The organism is Pseudomonadota bacterium, assembly GCA_018823285.1.
In the GTDB taxonomy this organism is placed as follows: domain Bacteria; phylum Desulfobacterota; class Desulfobulbia; order Desulfobulbales; family JAGXFP01; genus JAHJIQ01.
This window is the reverse complement of sequence record JAHJIQ010000048.1, coordinates 16,021-34,753: the sequence shown is the minus strand read 5'-3', so window position 1 is coordinate 34,753 and position 18,733 is coordinate 16,021. Positions and strand designations below refer to the sequence as shown.

The 18,733-nt window shown below is 55.5% G+C and carries 13 protein-coding genes and 1 pseudogene; 5 read left to right on the top strand and 9 right to left on the bottom strand.

Features of this window, described 5'->3' with window-relative positions:
- Positions 1–66 precede the first annotated feature (66 nt).
- The 9 genes and pseudogenes from KKG35_11810 to KKG35_11770 all read right to left on the bottom strand — a co-directional run bounded on the left by KKG35_11810 (position 67) and on the right by KKG35_11770 (position 10,539).
- Positions 67–366 carry a YggT family protein gene (locus tag KKG35_11810; protein MBU1738811.1) on the bottom strand — a complete coding sequence of 100 codons (300 nt, stop codon included), beginning with the start codon at positions 364–366 and terminating at the stop codon, positions 67–69.
- A gap of 166 nt (positions 367–532) precedes the next feature.
- Positions 533–1,306: a MinD/ParA family protein gene (locus tag KKG35_11805; protein MBU1738810.1), complete on the bottom strand. Its 774-nt coding sequence runs from the start codon at positions 1,304–1,306 to the stop codon at positions 533–535.
- A complete protein-coding gene (locus tag KKG35_11800) occupies positions 1,303–1,608 on the bottom strand; it encodes a hypothetical protein (protein MBU1738809.1) in 306 nt (101 codons plus the stop codon). Before KKG35_11800 ends, KKG35_11805 begins: the two co-directional genes overlap by 4 nt.
- Positions 1,605–3,539: a methionine--tRNA ligase gene (metG, locus tag KKG35_11795; GenBank protein MBU1738808.1), complete on the bottom strand. Its 1,935-nt coding sequence runs from the start codon at positions 3,537–3,539 to the stop codon at positions 1,605–1,607. The genes KKG35_11800 and metG overlap by 4 nt, the downstream gene beginning before the upstream one ends.
- The gene (locus KKG35_11790; GenBank protein MBU1738807.1) at positions 3,506–4,357 is read right to left on the bottom strand and encodes a hypothetical protein; all 852 of its coding nucleotides are present in this window, start codon (positions 4,355–4,357) and stop codon (positions 3,506–3,508) included. Before KKG35_11790 ends, metG begins: the two co-directional genes overlap by 34 nt.
- Positions 4,358–4,712: 355 nt before the next feature.
- Positions 4,713–5,717, bottom strand: a complete 1,005-nt coding sequence (gene holB, locus KKG35_11785; protein ID MBU1738806.1) for a DNA polymerase III subunit delta' — start codon at positions 5,715–5,717, stop codon at positions 4,713–4,715.
- Positions 5,705–6,745 carry an HD domain-containing protein gene (locus KKG35_11780; GenBank protein MBU1738805.1) on the bottom strand — a complete coding sequence of 347 codons (1,041 nt, stop codon included), beginning with the start codon at positions 6,743–6,745 and terminating at the stop codon, positions 5,705–5,707. The genes holB and KKG35_11780 overlap by 13 nt, the downstream gene beginning before the upstream one ends.
- A gap of 10 nt (positions 6,746–6,755) precedes the next feature.
- Positions 6,756–9,746 (bottom strand): phosphoribosylformylglycinamidine synthase, encoded by a 2,991-nt coding sequence (locus KKG35_11775; GenBank protein ID MBU1738804.1) that lies wholly within the window; start codon positions 9,744–9,746, stop codon positions 6,756–6,758.
- Positions 9,747–10,440: 694 nt separating this feature from the next.
- Positions 10,441–10,539: pseudogene (locus KKG35_11770) on the bottom strand (prepilin-type N-terminal cleavage/methylation domain-containing protein).
- A gap of 559 nt (positions 10,540–11,098) precedes the next feature.
- Here KKG35_11770 and KKG35_11765 point away from each other — a divergent pair.
- Genes KKG35_11765 through KKG35_11745 form a run of 5 tightly spaced genes read left to right on the top strand, consistent with a single transcriptional unit; the run spans position 11,099 to position 18,637 of the window.
- On the top strand, positions 11,099–11,839 hold the full coding sequence (locus KKG35_11765; protein MBU1738803.1) for a GspH/FimT family pseudopilin: 741 nt from the start codon (positions 11,099–11,101) through the stop codon (positions 11,837–11,839).
- 38 nt (positions 11,840–11,877) lie between these two features.
- Positions 11,878–12,558, top strand: a complete 681-nt coding sequence (locus KKG35_11760) for a prepilin-type N-terminal cleavage/methylation domain-containing protein (GenBank protein MBU1738802.1) — start codon at positions 11,878–11,880, stop codon at positions 12,556–12,558.
- 29 nt (positions 12,559–12,587) lie between these two features.
- Positions 12,588–13,046 carry a hypothetical protein gene (locus KKG35_11755; protein ID MBU1738801.1) on the top strand — a complete coding sequence of 153 codons (459 nt, stop codon included), beginning with the start codon at positions 12,588–12,590 and terminating at the stop codon, positions 13,044–13,046.
- Positions 13,036–13,689 (top strand): hypothetical protein, encoded by a 654-nt coding sequence (locus KKG35_11750; GenBank protein MBU1738800.1) that lies wholly within the window; start codon positions 13,036–13,038, stop codon positions 13,687–13,689. The genes KKG35_11755 and KKG35_11750 overlap by 11 nt, the downstream gene beginning before the upstream one ends.
- 16 nt (positions 13,690–13,705) lie before the next feature.
- Complete coding sequence (locus KKG35_11745; protein MBU1738799.1) at positions 13,706–18,637, top strand: thrombospondin type 3 repeat-containing protein; 4,932 nt, start codon at positions 13,706–13,708, stop codon at positions 18,635–18,637.
- The last annotated feature ends 96 nt before the right edge of the window (positions 18,638–18,733 follow it).

The window sequence follows — 18,733 nt, the reverse complement described above, 5'->3', positions numbered from 1 at the left end:
ATACCCCAGGGGCATAAATTTCGTTTGCGCAGCCAAGCTGCTCAACGCAGCTTTAATAGAAAGCAATCAACCAAGGCTTAAAGCGATCTGTTGCAGGGTCGGCACGATGAAGCTTCTCAGAAACATGATTGCCACAATAAGGATCATTGGCGAAAAGTCGATCCCGCCGCCGAACATCGGGACAACTCTCCGGATTCTCGACAGCAGGGGTTCGGTGACTTCATACAGGAAGCGCACAATGGGATTATAGGGATCGGCGTTCACCCAGGAGATGATCGCCCTGCCGATGATGACCCACATATAGGCCCCGAGTACCAGGTCAATGAGGGTGGCCAGGGCGCTTAAAAAATTGCTGACAACGAACATATGGTTTCTATCCCTTTATTCCAGATTCTGTCGTGATTGGTATTTTACTATAAAAAACAAGAACTTAGGCAATAAAACAAGAATTTTTTCAAAAATATTATGATTAGGGAGACCCTACCTGGAATCTTCTTTATTGATAAAGTCAATAATTACAAATAGATAGCGCTCAATCAGGCAGGAGTTCCACAAGGCGGCCGGCTATTCCGGCGATGGCGCCGGCGGCTCCGGAATCAGGGGTGGTGAGGAAAAAGGGGCGCTGTTCCCGGACCGCTCTGGTCACGGCACTGTCGCTCGGGATATTGCCAAGAAAAGACGGGGTGATCGACAGGAATTTCTCCAGGACCGAGGCCATATTCGCAAAAACCTCATTTCCTTCCCGGCCGCTTTTGACATTGTTGATGACCAGAAGAAATTTTTTTCTCTCATGGAGGGTCGCCAGCACCTTCATCAGCGCGTAGGCGTCGGTTAAAGAGGTGGGGTCGGGGGTCATGATCACGATGTTGTGCATGGCCCAGGTGTTGAGCCAGAGTACCGAATCGCCAAGGCCTGCGGCGGTATCAAGGAGGACATAATCAAACTTGTTCACCAGTTTTTCGAGAGAGCTGGTCAGGGAGTACTGTTCTGCCGGGGAGAGGTTTGCCATTTCAGGGACCCCGGAACTTGCCGGCAGCACCTGAAAGCCCGGGTTGATTTCGATCAGGAGTTCAGAGGGGTCCCTGCCGTCCTGAATCGTTTCCTGCAGGTTGTGGCGGACATTCAGGCCCAGCACGATATCGACATTGGCGAGGCCGAGGTCGCCATCAATCAGCAGGACCTGTTTCCCATTTGCGGCAAGGGCGAGGGCCAGGTTCACCGCAAAGCCGGTCTTGCCGACACCGCCTTTGCCGCTGCTGATGCTGATGATTTTTGCCCTGGTGTTGAGATTCACGTTTCGACTCATCCCTTGTCCTTGCTGAACAGTTTGAAAAGCTGGGCCCGCTCCTCCACCGTCACCTGGCATGGCGGGGGGGGGATGCTCGCCCGTTCCCTGTCGGGGCAGCTTTCAAGATCGGCAACGATGGCGGCGGCGATTGCCTGCGGGTCGGCGGGAGGTCTTTCTTCGGCAATCAGGCAGAGGCCGGCGATGGTGTGATCAGCGGCGGGAATAGTGGTGACTCTGACCGGAAGGGTTGCCGCCTGCTCGGCGGTTTTGCGGAAGAACCCGGTCACCTCTTTTTCAGATTGAGTGGGCGTGTCGGTCATGAAACCTTGCTGCCCGGCGTCACCTGCTCGCTTGGAGCTGAAAGAACCAGGCGGTCCCCGTCTTTAACGGCCAGGACCATGCCATGGGACTCGACGCCCATCAGTTTGGCCGGTTTGAGGTTCGCGACAATGATGACCTGGCGGCCGATCAGGGTTTCCGGGTCGTAATGCTCGGCGATGCCGGCAACGATGGTCCGCGGTTCCGGCGCCTTTACGGTAAGCTTCAGGAGACGGTCCGATTTTTTGATTTTTTCGGCGGTGATGATCTCGGCGATCCGGAGGTCGAGTTTCTGGAAATGGGAATACTCGAGCTGGTTGTCATCTCCCCCCTTTGTGGCAGTTGGTGGAGCTTTCTCCCTGTTTTCCTGCTGTACGATGTCTTCCTTCTTCAGCCGGGGGAACAGGGCGGGACCCGGGGTAATCACGGTCCCGGTTTTTATGAGACCCCACGCTTTCTGGGCGGCGAGGTCCGGCACTTCTTCAACTCCGAGGGCTGCGGCCATCTTTGCTGCCGTCTCGGGAATGATCGGGTGCAGGGTGAGGGTGATCAGGCGCAGGGTTTCCAGCAGGGTGTAGAGCACCGTGTCGAGCCGGTTTTTCAGCGCCGGATCTTTGGCCAGTTCCCACGGGGCGTTGCTGACGATGTACTTGTTGGCCAGGCTGATCACTTTCCAGATCGACTGCAGGGCCCGGTGGAACAGAAAGTCATCCATCTGGGCAATGTATTCGACGATCATTTCCCGGGCGGCCTCGGCCAGCTCCCGGTCACCGTCACTCATCTCCGCCGGAGCGGGGACCTTGCCGGCGGAGAAATTTCTGACCATGGTCAGGGAGCGGCTGAACAGGTTGCCGAGATCATTGGCGAGGTCGGAATTCTGCCGGCCGATCAGGGAATCGTAACTGAAATCGGCGTCGAGGCCGAAAGACATCTCCCGCAGCAGGAAAAAGCGGGTGGCATCGGCGCCGAAATTCTCCACCATCTCCGCCGGGCGGATCACGTTGCCGATACTCTTGGACATCTTGACCCCATCGACCGTCCAGAAGCCGTGGACATGAAGTTTCCGATATGGGGCGAGGCCAAGGGAGCGGAGCATGGTCGGCCAGAAGATGGCGTGGGGTTTCAGGATGTCCTTGGCGATCACATGTTCGGCAACAGACCAGTGTTTCGTAAAATCGGCGCCGTCCGGGTACCCGATGCCGGTGAGGTAGTTGATCAGGGCATCAAACCAGACATAGGTGACATACTTGTCGTCAAAGGGCAGCGGGATCCCCCAGGTCAGCCGGCTGGTCGGCCTGGAAATACAGAGATCCTCAAGGGGCTCCTTTAAAAATGAGAGCACTTCGTTGCGGTAACGTTCAGGCTGGATGAACTCCGGATTTTTTTCGATATGGTCGATCAGCCACTCCTGGTATTTCGACATCCTGAAGAAGTAGTTCTGCTCGGTAATGGCGGCCGGGGGCTGCAGGTGATCGGGGCAGTTGCCGTTGACCAGTTCCTTTTCGGTCAGGAATCTCTCGCAACCCTGGCAGTAGAGGCCGGAATATTCGCTGAAATAGATGTCGCCCTGGTCGTAGACCTGCTGCAGAATCTTCTGCACGGTTGCGATATGTCCGGGATCGGTGGTGCGGATGAAGGTGTCGTTGGCAATATTAAGCGGCGGCCAGGCGGTACGGAACATGTCGCTGATCCGGTCCGCATACTGGCGGGGAGTTTCCCCGGCCTTGGCGGCGGCTTCGGCAATTTTATCGCCGTGCTCGTCGGTGCCGGTCTGGAAGCGGACTTCTTCTCCGGCCAGTTTCTGGTAACGGGCGGCGGTGTCGGCGATGATGGTTGTGTAGGCATGGCCCAGATGGGGCTGGGCATTGACATAAAAGATCGGGGTGGTGATGTAGTAACTCATTGCTGTTCTTTCTTTTTCCCTTTCTGCCATTGTCCTTTCCCCGGGCGTCCCTTTTTTCTGGGTTGCTGACTTGGCGGCTGCTCCCTTTCTTTATGGTCTCCCTTCGGGGCGGAGTCCTGCGGTCTCGGGTCGGATGCGGCCCACTCCCTGCGGGTCACCACCCGGGGCGGATCCGGCTGACCGGGGATGACGACGGTGACGGTCTCGGCAAGGACGTCACTGTTGATCACCTTGTATTCCTTGTCGTCCAGGACAATGTTCTTGCCGACTTTGGGCATCCCCTTGCGCAGTTTCCGGTAGGTATCGTATTCGTAGGTGAGGCAGCAGAGCAGACGGTTGCAGACTCCGGAGATCTTCGCCGGGTTGAGCGGCAGGTTCTGGGTCTTGGCCATCTTGATCGATACCGGTGAGAAGTTCTTGATAAAGGAGGAGCAGCAGAGCTCCCGGCCGCAACAGCCAAGGCCGCCGACCATTTTGGTTTCATGCCGGACCCCGATCTGGCGGATTTCAACCCGGGTTCTGAATTCCTGGACCAGATCTTTGACCAGTTCCCGAAAATCCACCCGGTTTTCGGCGGTAAAATAAAAAATGATTTTGCTGCCGTTGAAATATCGCTCGACCCGGATCAGTTTCATATTGAGCCGATGCTTTTCGATATGGGTCTTGCAGATGGCGAAGGCCTCCTCTTCCCGTTCGACCAGACGTTCGAACTTGCTGATTTCATCCCGGTTGGCCCTTCTGGTCAGGAGGTAGGAGGCGCTGGTGGTCTCTTTTTTCGGCAGTCCGGTCATGTCCGGGCCAAGGCCGACCACGGTGGCGGGTTCAAGGCCATGCTCAGCCTGGGCCATCACCACGTCGCCCCTGGTCAGACCGGAGATTCTGGAGAGCGCTGAATAGGCCGGATCATCCTTTCTGAATCGGATGTAGTAATGATGGTCCGGAGCACCATCCGGCGTCTCCTGTTCCGGTTCCCGGGCGGATGAATCCGGTTGTTCGGTCCCGATTGGTGGGTCTTCCCCGTAGGATTCCAGAGTGTCCGGCTCCTGTTCAGCCTCAATCAACTCTTCATCTTCCTGGTTTTCAGGGTCAATATTTTCTGAAGGATCGTTCTGCAAAATGTATCCTGATCTCTCTTTATGAGAATGGCTAGTCGGTCGAGATATTCAACTGAAGTTAATCGGCGATATTAACAGTTGCGGGGGTTTAAAGCAATCCAAAGTAGAGCGCTTCACAGACCAGGGTCCGGTTGCAGTTGCGGGCGAGCTGCCGCCTGGCCTTGTCGATCAGATCGAGGCGGATAAGCAGGTCGTTGTAGTCCCATCGCCCGCCTGCCTGCTCAAGGAGGGAGGAGAGGTCGTGGTTGATGATCCTGCCCTCAACGCGGCAACTGAGCAGGATGAGGTCGCGCAGCCAGGAGCGGATGAGTTCGAGAATTTCCGGCAGATCTTCCTTGTGGGAAGAGGTCGTTTCCGCCAGGGCAAAGACCGATTCGGCGGTTTCCGGCTTTCCGGGGGAGGTCGCCAGCAATTTCTCGATCAGGGTCCGGCGGATCTCGAGCAACCCCTGCCCGGCCAGGAGCCTGGCCTGACCGAGACTGTTGCCGGTCATCGCGGCGAGGGTGCGGGCGGTGTCTCGGTCGATTCCGTCGGCCACCAGGGTTTCCTCAATCAGACCGGTCGACAGGCCGACGAAAGGGACCGCCTGACAGCGGGAGGAGATGGTGGGCAGGATATCGCCCGCTTCATTGCCGGTCAGGATCAGGAGGTTCCCGGGCGGGGGCTCTTCGAGGATTTTCAAAAGGCTGTTCGCCGCCTCCCGGCGCATGGTGTGGACTTCGGTCAGGATAACCACCCGGACTCCCGCTTCGTAGGGAGGAAAGGAAAGTGCGTGCTTGAGCTCCCTGATCTGTTCAATTTTGATTGATACTCCGACCGGTTCAATCACCATCAGGTCGGGATGGCTGCCGCTGGCGAACTTATGGCAGGAAGCGCAGCTGCAGCAGGCGTCCTGGGTATCGGTGGGGGAAAGACAGTTCAGGTATCTGGCGAAGGCCCGGCCCAGAGTCCGCTTGCCGACCCCTGCCGGACCCCGGAACAGATAGGCGTGGCTCAGGCGGTTGCCGGTCACCGCCCGGCGCAGCATTTTCTTGGCCTTTTCCTGTCCGAGAACCGAAGAGATGGTGAGATTGGCGTTTGCTATTTCAGCCATAGATTTCTCTGCCGTGGGTCAATTTCGTTTTCCGCCTGATTTTGCCGCCCGTTTCCGTTATCGACATCATCGTTCTGTTCACCCTGGACGTAGAGAAACCGTTCCAGGTTGCGCTGGTAATCGGTCCAGCGATAGCCTTCCCCGCCGGTTTTCCTGCCCAGATCCCGGATATAGTTGATCTTCGCGTCCAGATCGTCGAGAAAGTTTAAGACAAAGGCCTCCAGCATCATGGGCAGGGACGGGGAGCCGAATTCGTGGCGGCCGTGATGGGAGAGGATCAGGTGCTTCAGGTGGGTCATCTTTTCACCGGGGAAGTGCGGCAGGGCCCGGCCTTTCTCCTGGAGCATTTCGATCCCGAGAACCATGTGCCCGACCAGGCGCCCCTGGTCGGAATAGTCGTAGGGAAAGGTATCGTAGCTGAACTCGATGAGCTTGCCGATATCGTGAAGGATGGCTCCGGTCAAGAGCAGCGAGCGGTCGATCGCCGGGTAGAGTTCGGCGACATTTTTCGCAAGCCGCGCAACTCCTAAGGTGTGCTCCAGAAGACCGCCGAAATAGGCGTGATGCATGGCCTTCGCGGCCGGGGCTTTCTTTAATGATTTCAGGATCTTGCTGTCGCCGAGAAAGGCCATGGCCAGGTTTCTGTAATCCTGGTCCTCGATCCCTTTGGCGAGCCGGATCAGCTCCGCCCCCATCACATCGATGTCGCCCGGGGTCGAGGGCAGAAACCGTCCCAGTTCCTTTTCCGGGACTTCGATTTGTTCCAGATGGTCGATCCGGAGCTGCAGGGTCCCTTTGTATGACTGGGCCAGGGCTTTCAGCCGGATAAACGATCCGGCCGGGCATTGTTCGGCAAGGCGCTCGGCATTCTCCCAGACCCGGCCGCCGATCTCGCCGGAGGAATCCATCACCGTCAGGGAGAGAAACGGATTGCCGGTCCGGGTTTCGCCCCTCGTCATCTCCCGGACCAGATAAGTCCCGTCAACCGTCTGGTTGTCCTTGATGTCTCGGATCTGCAGAGTTTCCATGTGAGATGGATCAGAAATCCAGGGTCTGCTGCCACGCTTTTTTCAGGTCGGCCAGGGGCTCGTCGAGGACGATATCCCCGCTCAGTCCCTTGATGGAAAGAACCGGCTCGGCGGTGACCGTACCGATCTTCCGAAAGCCGCTCAAGGCCATGGCGATCTCGAAGGCGTCCGCATTTTCCGGCGAGACCGTCACCAGCAGACGGCTCTGGGATTCGGAGAAGAGCAGGATGTCGTCACGCTCGATCTCCTCACGTGCCGTTTCCCGCAGATCGATGCGCATGCCGAGGTTGCCGGCGAAGGCGGTTTCGGCCAGGGCAACGCCCAGGCCGCCGTCGGAACAGTCGTGGCAGGAGGCGACCAGGCGGTCGGCGATGGCGGCGCTTAAGGCGCGGTATCTGGCAATCGCTTCCCCGCCGTTCACCTTCGGGACCCGGTTGCCGATGGCCCCGAGTTGGGCTGCGTATTCGGAGCCGCCCAGTTCCGGGTAGGTGGTGCCCAGCAGATAGACCAGGTCGCCCGCTTTCTTGGCGTCCATGGTCACGGCTTTTCGCACATCGTTGATCTTGGCGACCACCGAGAAGAGCAAGGTCGGCGGGATCGAGATCTTGGTCTCGCCCACCAGATAATCATTCTTCATGCTGTCCTTGCCGGAGATGCACGGGACCCCGTAAGTTTCGGCATAGGTGGCGAGGGCCTCGTTGGCCCGAACCAGCTGGGCCAGTTTGTAGGGGCCGTCCGGGGTCTTTTCGGAGAGGATCGGGTCGCACCAGCAGAAGTTGTCGAGCCCGGCCATCTTGTCGAGGGAGGCGCCGACCGATACTGCGTTGCGCACCGCCTCGTCCATGGCGCAGGCCACCATATGGTAGCTGTCGATATCGGAATAGCGCGGGCAGATGCCGTGGGCGATGACCAGCCCTTCAAAAGAGTCAAGGAGCGGCCGGATGACCGCCGCGTCGCTCGGGCCGTCATTTTCGGCGCCGGTAAGAGGTTTCACCACGCTGCCGCCCTGGACCTCGTGGTCGTACTGGCGGACCACGTACTCCTTGCTGCAGATGTTCAGGCGGCCGAGAAGTTTTTTCAGTTCGCTGCCGAGATTCAGGTCGGCCGGCAGAGCGGGCTCGGGATGTTTTTTCTCTTCCCAGCGGGCCACCATCTGCATGGGCGGCAGTCCCTTGTGAACAAACTCCATGTCCATGCAGGCGACGGTTTTGCCGTCGTAGAGGACATGAAACTTGCCGGAATCGGTGAAGGTGCCGAGGACCGTGGCCTCAACGTCCATCTTCTCGCAGAGGGCCATGAACTCGGCGAGCTTCGCGGGAGGCACCGCCAGGGTCATCCGCTCCTGGGCCTCGGAGATGAAGATCTCCCAGGGCTGGAGACCCGCGTATTTCAACGGGGCGCGGTCGAGATGCAGTTCGAAGCCGCCGGAATCCTGGGCCATCTCGCCCACCGAGGAGGAAAGGCCGCCCGCACCGTTGTCGGTCATGCAGTTGTAAAGCCCGCGATCACGCGCCTTCAAAAGGCAGTCGAACATCTTTTTCTGGGTGATCGGGTCGCCGATCTGGACCGCGGTGGCCGGGGAATTCTCGTTCAGCTCTTCGGAGGAGAAGGTCGCGCCGTGGATGCCGTCCTTGCCGATCCGGCCACCGGTCATCACGATGTGGTCGCCGGGCAGCGCCTTTTTGTCTTCGGAAGGCTTGCCGTGCATCTTCGCCGGCATCAGGCCGACGGTGCCGCAGAAAACCAGGGGCTTTCCGGCATAACGGTCGTCAAAGACCAGCGAGCCGTTGACCGTCGGGATCCCGCTCTTGTTGCCGCCGTGTTCCACTCCTTCCCGCACTCCCTCCTGGATTCGTTTCGGATGCAGGAGCCGGGCGGGAATCGGCTTGTCGTAGAACGGGGTGGCGAAGCAGAAGACGTTGGTGTTGCAGATCAGTTTCGCGCCCATCCCGGTGCCGAACGGATCGCGATTGACCCCGACAATGCCGGTAAGCGCTCCGCCGTACGGGTCGAGGGCCGACGGGCTGTTGTGGGTCTCCGCCTTGAAGACCACGCTCCAGTCGTCGTTGAATTTGATGACCCCGGCGTTGTCCTTGAAGACCGACAGACACCAGTCGTTCGCGCCCATCTTTTCCCGGATCTCTTTGGTGGGGGTGCGGATATAGGTGTCGAAAAGGGAGTGGACCGTGCGGCGGGTCTTGTCGACTGTGTTCTCGTAGTCGATGTCGCCGGAGAATATCTTATGCTTGCAGTGCTCAGACCAGGTCTGGGCGAGGACTTCGAGCTCCACATCGGTCACCTTTTCGGAAAGCCCGAGGGACTTTCTCCAGGCCAGGGTGGCCGGGTTGGTCACGTAATCGCGGATCAGCTTCATTTCATCCAGGGTCAGGGCGAGTACCCCGTCCTTGCTGATCCGGACCAGTTCCGCATCGGAGACGTTCAGATCGATCTCGTTCATCCGCACCGAGCCCTCGCTCACAACTTTGGCCGCAAAGGGCTTGATGCCGCCGGCGGCCTTGAACTCGGCCCGGTCCATGACCGTGAAACGCTGGATCAGTTCGTTCGCCAGAAGTTTTTTGGCGATATTCTCGGCGTCCTGCCGGGAGATGGCGCCTGACATCAGGTACTGCACCGAGGTGTAGACCGCCTCATTGCGGGAAAGTTTGCGGCCGATCATCAGCTCCAGGGCCTGGGAGGAGGTCCGCCCTTCGTTGTCGGTGACCCCGGGGCGAAAACCGACCTCGATCAGCCAGTCGAAATCGAGGTTCCAGTCCAGCGCCAACGGGCCAAGGGACCATTCCTGGGTCACCGGATCGCAGAAGGGGCCGGCGGCCGCTTCCTGCAGCTGCTCCTCGGTGATATCAGCCTCAACGGTGAAGACCTTGATGGTCCGCACCTCTTCGACCGGCAGCTGGAGATCGGTCCTGATCTTGCGGCCGGTGGCGATGCCGAAGGAATCGGTAATGGCTGGTTTCAGTCCTACCTGGATACGGGCGAGCATAGAGATGTCCTCTGGTTCGTATGAGCTTGAAATTTAAGGAGAAAGCAGTAGCTGGCCGGGCAGCGGACAGGCGTGCATCTATAAGCACATCACTATAATAAGGAAAAGAGATTTTTGGAACTTGAAATTACATGAAAGTGTGCAGGTGAAGAGTATCTGCGGTTCTCTAAAAAAGGAGCCTTGAATATGCTAGACTCCCTTCCAGAGGAATTATCGGTTCCGTTTTTGCAGGGCTAGAGGTTAGAATCAAGCCGGTGAAATACCGGCTTAAACCTGAAAAAAACAACCTCCTACACGGAGAGATTTCCCGCGACCCGCCGCCAGCGGGGAGTTTTAATTAAAACAACCCTGCGATAAGCGATATCTTGAAGCCCTCGTTTTTGTCTGCGCAGGAGCCGGCAGCTATTTCGGGAACGGGTTGAGCGGGCGGAGGCAGGATTCTCGTACAGTTACTGTAGACACCGTCCTGATTGATATCGGCGGCAACCTGGGCGGTATAGGTATTTGTGCTGGCTGCTATCATGGTAAGCACATAAAACTGGGTGTCGGCGGTATCAAAACTCAAGTGGCTGGTAAGGCCGGCTACGTTGGCTGAGTATCTGTCATTCAGTGCATAGAATTTTTCCTGGGCGGCCTGGACGTCAAGGATGTACTGGTGGGCGATGGTTTCCCTGGTTTTGTAAACATGGCTGACATAGGCAGGGGTGGCAACTGCTGCAAGTATACCCACAATGGCGAGAACTATCATGAGTTCCAGTAAATTGAAGCCTGATGAGTTAAAGAGTCTCTTCATTGTTTTTATCCTCAAAAGTAGTGCTTCAGATTAAATAGTTCTTATTGTCACTATTTTCAATCGTAGCAATGAGTCTTGATGATATCATATCAGCTGAAACCGGGGCAATATATTTATCCTGATCCTGAATGTTTCGGGTAAGACTTGGTGAATAAGCAGGGCGGGGAAGGAGGCTGACGGTAAATAATATTTTGTATGTCTTCCTGGCAGGGGGGAATCTTCATAGTAAACAGGATTGTTAAAAAAGTTTATAGTTTTACCGGAGATTTGTGTAAAAAAAATTAACAATCCAGCGTGTTCTTTTTTGCAGAAGGGCGTTCTCGGGAATGGACAAATATTCCAACACGTGAGAAAGGGACTGTCAAATCGCCCATGTGGAGGGGGATACAGGTGGCAGGGATATTGTTGCAGCCTGTTTAAGTGGCCTCCAGGTGTTTTTTGGTATAATTATTGCTGAATACTGTCACCGGATCAAAAGTTGGTTGTCGGTTCACGTTTTGATATACTGTGAGCTCGTATCGGCAATTTATGATTTTCAAACAACTGAACAGGTTAATTTATGCGGACATTATCCAGTAAATCATCTTGGCTGAAAAGAGAGCGCGGCTTTACAATTATAGAGTTGATGATCGTCATTGCAATCATCGGAATCCTGGCGGCCATGGTCAGGGTTTCGTTTGACTCCCAGGCCAGCAAGGTCAAGAGTGTGGCCTTCAATCTGCGGGGAGATATGAATTTTGCCCGTTCCGAGGCGGTAAGCCGCAACCGTAATGTGCGGGTTGATTTTTTCCTTGATGACGACCCGGTTGTTGCTGACCGGGTTGATCTGGACGGTGACGGGACCATGGATGACGGGTACGGAATCTGGACCGATAAAAATAATAACGGCAATTATGAAGCCTGGGTTCTTGCTGCTGATGATGCCAACGGCAACGGAATCTGTGATGAGGCGGAGGTAGGGGACTGTCTGTTAAAGGCGGTGGCGTTTGCCGATGAAGTGCAGTTCTACGATGTGAACGCGACAGGCGGGCCTCTGATAAAGCCCGGTGGAGGGGGAATTGATTTTGAAAACGGCGATACCGATGATGATGGAGTGGCTATTGCTCCCGGTGTCAACTGGTTGGCCTTTCTGCCTGACGGCACCAGCAATAATGGCGGCACCATATACATTTATGCCCCTTCGTCGGATGATGTGCGGGTTATGAAGGCCCCGCCTCTGGCAATGGTGGTGAGTACCAGTACCGGCAGGGTGAGGGTCGAGCGTTGGCGCACTTCAACCGGGACCTGGGAGACCAGATGATTTCGATGACTATTTTGCGAATGATCAGGGGTAGAGACATGATGAGCAGAAAGCTGGAGCGAGGTTTCACACTTATCGAGTTGATGGTGGCTTTGGTTATCGCCAGTTTGGCGATGGTCGGAATCTACCGGGGCTATGTCGGCATGGTAGTGGCCAATGAGACTCAGGAGGATGTTATTGCCCTGAACCAGAGTATGCGTATCGTGCTGGACAGAATGGTCGATGATATTCGCTTGGCCGGGTACAATCCGCAACAGGTGCAGGTTGCGACGGGAGACCCGACGATACGGTTCAACAACACTAGTGCCACAGGTTTCTCCTTCCGGGGGGATATAAGGGATTTAGGCAGGCCGGTAAGTATTCGAACCATCAACTATGCAATTGCTCCCACTGGTCCCGGTATATTTGACCTGCGGCGGACAGAATCGATACCCGGTGCTCTTGCGACTACCGATACGCTGATTGAGAACCTTGAGGTGCTCGATTTGGTCTATCTGGACGATGCCCGGAATGTTCTCCCCCCGCCGGTCGCTAATCCTGAAAGTATCCGCTCGGTGCAGATCGCGCTGGTGGTGAGAGTGGGTGATCAGGACCCGACCTACAGCCACGATGAAACGTATGGCAATATTCAAGGGATACTTTTTCCCGGATACCCGAAGAATGACAGGTTCCACCGGCGTTGTCTGACCATGGAGGTCAAGTGCCGCAACAATTCCTAAGGATGATCATTTACCAGTGAGAGACAGAGATGAAGTTATCTGACAAGGGTTTTTCCATAATTGAGATCTTGATGGGTGTTTCGGTCTTTGCCCTGGGGCTGATGGGGGTCCTGGCGCTGCTGATGTCCTCGGTGAACAGCAACGCTTTTTCCAGCCGGTTGTCGGAGGCGACATTTCTCGCCAACAGCAAGCTGGAGGACCTGATGAGTCAGAACTATGACACCGCAGCGGTGGCGGGAGGAGATCTTGCAGACACCGATGGCGATGCCGCAGGTGGCAGCCCCTTCGGTCTGTTTGATTTCATGCCTGCGACTGCTGATTGGAATGACCCGCCACAGGGAAGAAATACGGCGTTTACCGTTTTATGGAACAATGCTCCCGGGCAACCCGGGCCGAACAGTACGACGACCCGGGTGGTCGTTACCTGGTCGGAAAAAGGGGTCCAGCGAAGAATAGGTGTAACGGGGGTTATTAAGGATGAAGACTAAAAAATCGTTCTGGATAAGAATTGCGGCCGACGAGGGTGGCTCAATCATCGTTGTTGCCCTGCTGATGGTCATGCTGCTGGCCATTGTCATCATCGGTGGTAACCGGAGCAGTACCACCGAGATCAAGATCAGCAAAAACAAGCAGACCAATGACCGGAATCTGTACATCTCAGAGGCATTAATAAGTCAGGCGGCAGTCGATCTTGAAAATGTGCGTGACAACGCTGCTGAGCTTCTAAAGAATCCGCTTTTGGCGGCTTTTAACGGGGTGACTGCCCCGGACAGGCTGATGAGAAAGGCCGTTCTGCCAGCCCGACCTCCTGGCACGAATCCTAGTGAATGGGCTGAGGGAGAAACGGACGGCAGCGAATTTCATGGCTGGCTGAATGCTGATTGGGGATTTCCATTTCTCCCCGGCGGCCCTGTTCCGGCCCAGATACTCTGGCCCAACTCTCTGGCTTGGGAAAACGGGAATCCGAATCAGGCGACAGACGTTTTTGATTATATGATGGTCAATAACGGGTCTCCCGGCGGTTCCCTCGACATGTCGGCCAGTAGGGTTTACGAGTATAATCTCCGGGGTCGTGTGACGAATATCAACGGAGAGACGGAAGTGTCAATTGGCTACCGGACGCGGTATTAAGCAGGAGGGAGATCTTATGTCAGTGAAAAGTGTTGTACAGAAATCAGTAAGAACTTTTAGGTCGGCCATCATCCGCTGCGGGCTCTTGCTGCCGTTTCTTCTGCTGCTGCTGGCCGGGCAGGCGTCTGCTGTCGAGATTATTATCGACAATACCGACGGCAACCGGAACAACCGGAGTGAGTGGGGGTTTTACCAGGAGGAACCGACCCGCTGGACCCTTGATGGAACAAAGGGGTATGGCGGTTCCCATTACGTGTCAAACCATAGTTCACCCGGTGAATCACGCTGGTACCCGATTGGTGATCCCGGTGGGTATTTTGCGGCCGGGACATGGGATGTTTACGTTCGCTGGGTGGCGAATGCAGGTTACGATGCCGGTGCCAGATATACCATTGAGACCAGAAACGGCACCTGTACCGCCAAAACCAGCGCTTATCCATCAAGTTTCCGGAACAGTAACGAGGATGTTAGGGTCACTGTTGACCAGCGTTTTGACGGCGACCAGTGGATCTATCTCGGCACCTGTGATTTCACCGGAGACAGTAGGGAAAGAGTGACCCTGGAATTAAGGGATAGCAGTAAAAAGGTCAGCGCCGATGCGGTGAAATTCGTTTCCCCTTGCAGTGACCCGACCGATACCGATGGTGACGGGGTCGGAGACGCCTGTGACAACTGCCCAGCCGTCAGCAATATTACTCAGCTCGACACCGATGGTGACGGGTTTGGTGATGCCTGTGATAACTGTGTCAATGTGATCAATGCGGACCAGGCTAATGCGGACGGCCCCGGAGATTCTTTCGGCGATGCCTGTGACAACTGCCCGACGACGGTCAATCCAGCCCAGAACGACAGTGATGGAGATACGATCGGAGATCTCTGTGACAACTGTCCCGGTGATGCAAACCTGGACCAGCTCGATACCGATGGTGATGGGACGGGTGATGTCTGCACACCCTGTGCCGGCGATGTTGATGGGGATGGAATCTGTGACGGTGTTGATAACTGTTTGAACATCGCCAATGCCGGCCAGGCCGATGCTGACGCCGACGGCGCCGGTGACGCTTGTGATACTTGTCCGAACGATGCTGCTGATGATGTGGATGGCGATGGGATCTGTGCAGATGTGGACAATTGCCCCAATGCTGCCAACCCCGCGCAGACCGACGCTGATGGAGACGGCCTGGGCGCCGCCTGCGACGTCTGCGATGGGGATGTTCTGAATGATATAGATTCAGACGGTGTCTGTGGCGATGTTGATAACTGTCCGACAGTTGCCAATACAGCTCAGACGGATAGTGACCTGAACGGCGTCGGTGACGCCTGTGAGATTGTTATCTGCCCCGCCTCGGATATTTCCGATATTCCTCTGGATGCCCAACTCACCCCGGCCCCGGCGAATATTATCTTTGTTCTCGATGATTCCGGGAGTATGGACTGGGAATTTGTCACCCGCGAAAACAATGGTCTTTTTAACGGGTATTACTATGTATTCGACAACCCCGGCGACAACCTTTATACGGGGGTGATCAATGACACCAACCGGGCTTACTTCAAGTCCCAGTGGAGCGGCTACAACAAGATCTATTACGATCCGGAGCCGTCGATCGATTACTCGCCGTGGCCCAACTTTTCCGACGCCAATACGACCACCCCAAGGTCTCACCCGAACCATGCAGCCCCGACCTTTAATATCAATAACGAGTATCTGGGGGCGGCGGCGGTCGGGGTATCGATCAAGCGGGCCCATTATTATACCTTTGACGATGTCGACGATGACGGAGTCTGGACTGATGTCAATGGCGACGGCAATTGGGATGCCGGAGACGAAAAGATATATCTGGTCAATCTGACCAGTCCGATAACATACTATCGTTTTGACGATGACGGGGACAACCGGGTTGAAATTGGTGAGTTGATTCCAGTTCCGGCCGCTTCCCTGCCGGTGACCGTGATCACCTTCTGGAAGCCGACCGATGCTGCGGCGTATACACAGGAGATTCAGCGTTTTGCCAACTGGTATTCGTTCTACCGCCGGCGCGAACTGGTTTCTCTCGCTTCGCTGGCCAAGGTTATCAACCAGATGAACGGCGTCTATATCGGCCTGAAGGGGATCAACAACCAGATCGGTCCACAGGTGCCGCTACCGGTGAAGGTTGGGGCACTGGATGACACGCAGGTTTTGTTGGATCTTCTTTATGACTACGTGGGAGCTAGCGTGGGAACTCCATTGCGTTTGGGATTGCAGGATGTTGGCGAGTACTTTGACCAGACCGATGGTGCGGCTAACGGTGGCTTCGGCGCATCAAATCCGTGGGCTGCGGAAGCTGACGGCGGCGCTTGTCAGCAGGCTTTCGCCATTGCCATGACCGACGGTTATTACAACGGCGGAACCCCGAGCCCGAGCGTCGGCAATGCCGACGGCGGCCTGGGAGTACCCTTCCAGGACGGGTACAGCAACACTTTGGCCGATGTGGCCATGCATTATTACAAGAGGGATCTGAACACTACTCTCCCTGATCAGGTGCCAACCAATGTGTATGACCCTTCCAGCCAGCAGCATATGGTCACCTACGGTGTTTCATTCGGTGTTTTCGGCACCCTGATCCCTGAAGACTATGATGTCTTGAATGGTCCATATCCGACCTGGCCCAATCCGACTGCCGGGGACCCGGAGAAGATTGATGACCTCTGGCACGCAAGTGTCAACGGCAGGGGATTGTTCTTCAGCGCCGGCAACTCCGACGAGATGGTTGAGGCGATGCTTAATATCCTGGCAAGTGTCTCCAACAGGGTCGGTTCGTCCGCATCGGTTTCGGTGAATGGTGATGAGCTGTTCGAGAAGGTCGGGACCGCAGTCAAGATGTATCAGACCAGTTATACCTCCGACGGCTGGGGAGGCGATGTGAAGGCTTATAATATTAATCCTACCACTGGCCTGGTCATCACCGATCCGATTGCCTGGTCGGCCAATCTGGAGCTGCAGACTTTTCTTGACGGTTCCGGGGCAGCAAACCGGGTTATTGCCACCTTCGATGGCACAAGCGGTGTCCCATTCCGTTATAGCTCCCTGAATGCAACCCAGCAGACCCTGTTGAGCGGTGGCGGAGTGACCGGCCCGGAGATGGTTGATTATCTTCGCGGGGATGATTTAAGAGAGAAGGATAATGGCGGGCCGTTGCGGAATCGGATCTTTGCCCTTGGTGACTTTGTCAATTCGAGTGCGGTATTTAATGAAGGAGTGCTGTATGCGGGAGCCAATGACGGGATGCTTCATGCTTTTGATGCGGATACCGGTATTGAACTCTTCTGCTATGTGCCGAGCTTTGTCTATGAGAATCTCGCAAGCCTTGCCAGCACGACATACAGCCATAAATATTTTGTCGATCTTGAACCCTATGTGAAGGAGCTGGTATCTAACATCGGGGAAAAGAAGACAATGCTGGTAGGTGGTCTCAGCAAGGGTGGAAAAGGGATCTATGCTCTGGATGTGACTAATCCGACAGCCATTACCACCGAGGCCGAATTGGCAAGCAGGGTGATGTGGGAGTTCCCGCCTGCGTATGACCCGGACATGGGCTACACGTTCAGTAAGGCGTTTCTGGTCAAAACCTCTGCCGTTGCCCTGGTCTGGGATGATAATTCCTTTTCCTATGTGAGCAATCCGTATGCCCTGAACCCAGGGACTCCTTATGAAGGTTATGTGGTGATCTTCGGCAATGGCTATCAGAGTTTTGATGAAAAGGCGGTTTTCTACATTCTTGATCCGGTGACCGGCACAGAGATCGCGAGATTTGATACCTTGCGGGCCGGTTGCAACGGGATGTCCACCCCGGTGCCGATTGACGCGAACAACGATTTCCTGCTTGACTATGTCTATGCCGGTGACCTGCGCGGCAATCTCTGGAAGTTTGATATGAGCAGTTCTAACCCGGCAGATTGGGAAGTTGCCTACAAAGATAGTTTTGGCTACCCGGCACCGGTGATGACCGCCAAAAATTATCGGCCGATTACCACCCAGCCGGAGGTTATCAGGGCGTGCAAGGATTTTACTGGGAACCAGAATCCGGGCTATATGATACTGTTCGGGACCGGAAAATATTTTGCCGATGCTGATTTGAAGACAACCGAGCAGGAGACGCTCTACGGTATCTGGGATTATGGAGATGACAGCGATGACAGTGAATATCTTGGTTACTGGAATGGAGTGACCCTTTCTAATCAGCCTGCCAATGTGACTCTGCTGCAACAGACCGCTGAATGGGAGGGTACTCTGGGGGCCAATTGGCTGCGGGTGGTCACCGACAACAAAATACACCTGTGGTCTGCGGTTGATCCTGACAGAAATCCTGATCCGGATGTGCCTGATCCGGCTAATCTGCCGAATCCTGGGATTCCGATAAATCCCAGCAACTCTCTTCCCTACGATAGTGATGGCGAAGACAGTGATGGTGACGGCATTGTCGACAATGGTGAAGATATAATCCATGCCGGCTGGTACTTTGATCTGCCGATAGGAGGGGTAAATGTTGTGGCGGATCCGCTTGATGATGAACCGGCTGAGAGAAATATCACCGATTTTGTGGTCCGGGATTCGAAGACGATTGCTATTTCCTTTGTCCCGCAGAGACTCCCGTGCAGTGGCGGTGGATACTCGATTGTCCATGAACTGAACTCCTGTTCCGGCGGTAGGATGCCGGAGGTGATATTTGATATTAATAATGACGGGAAGATCGATGCCTCAGACTTAATCACGGTTGCCGGTCCCGGGACAGTGCCTCCGACCGGATTGAAGTTTGAGGGCAGGTTGCAGGCGCCGGCCATTCTTGTCGAGAGCGATAATGCAGCCGGGAAAACCGAGAAAAAATATTTCAGTTCCTCGACCGGGAGTATTATGATGATGACCGAGAAAGGTGAGGGGCGGGGGCTTACTTATTGGAAGAAGTTCTAACTGTGAGAGTTTTCGGTCAATGGAATATGGATGGGAGGTGCCTCTGGTCTGGTGATCCACGGCATCCCCATCCTCTCCTGATTATCAATTATTTGT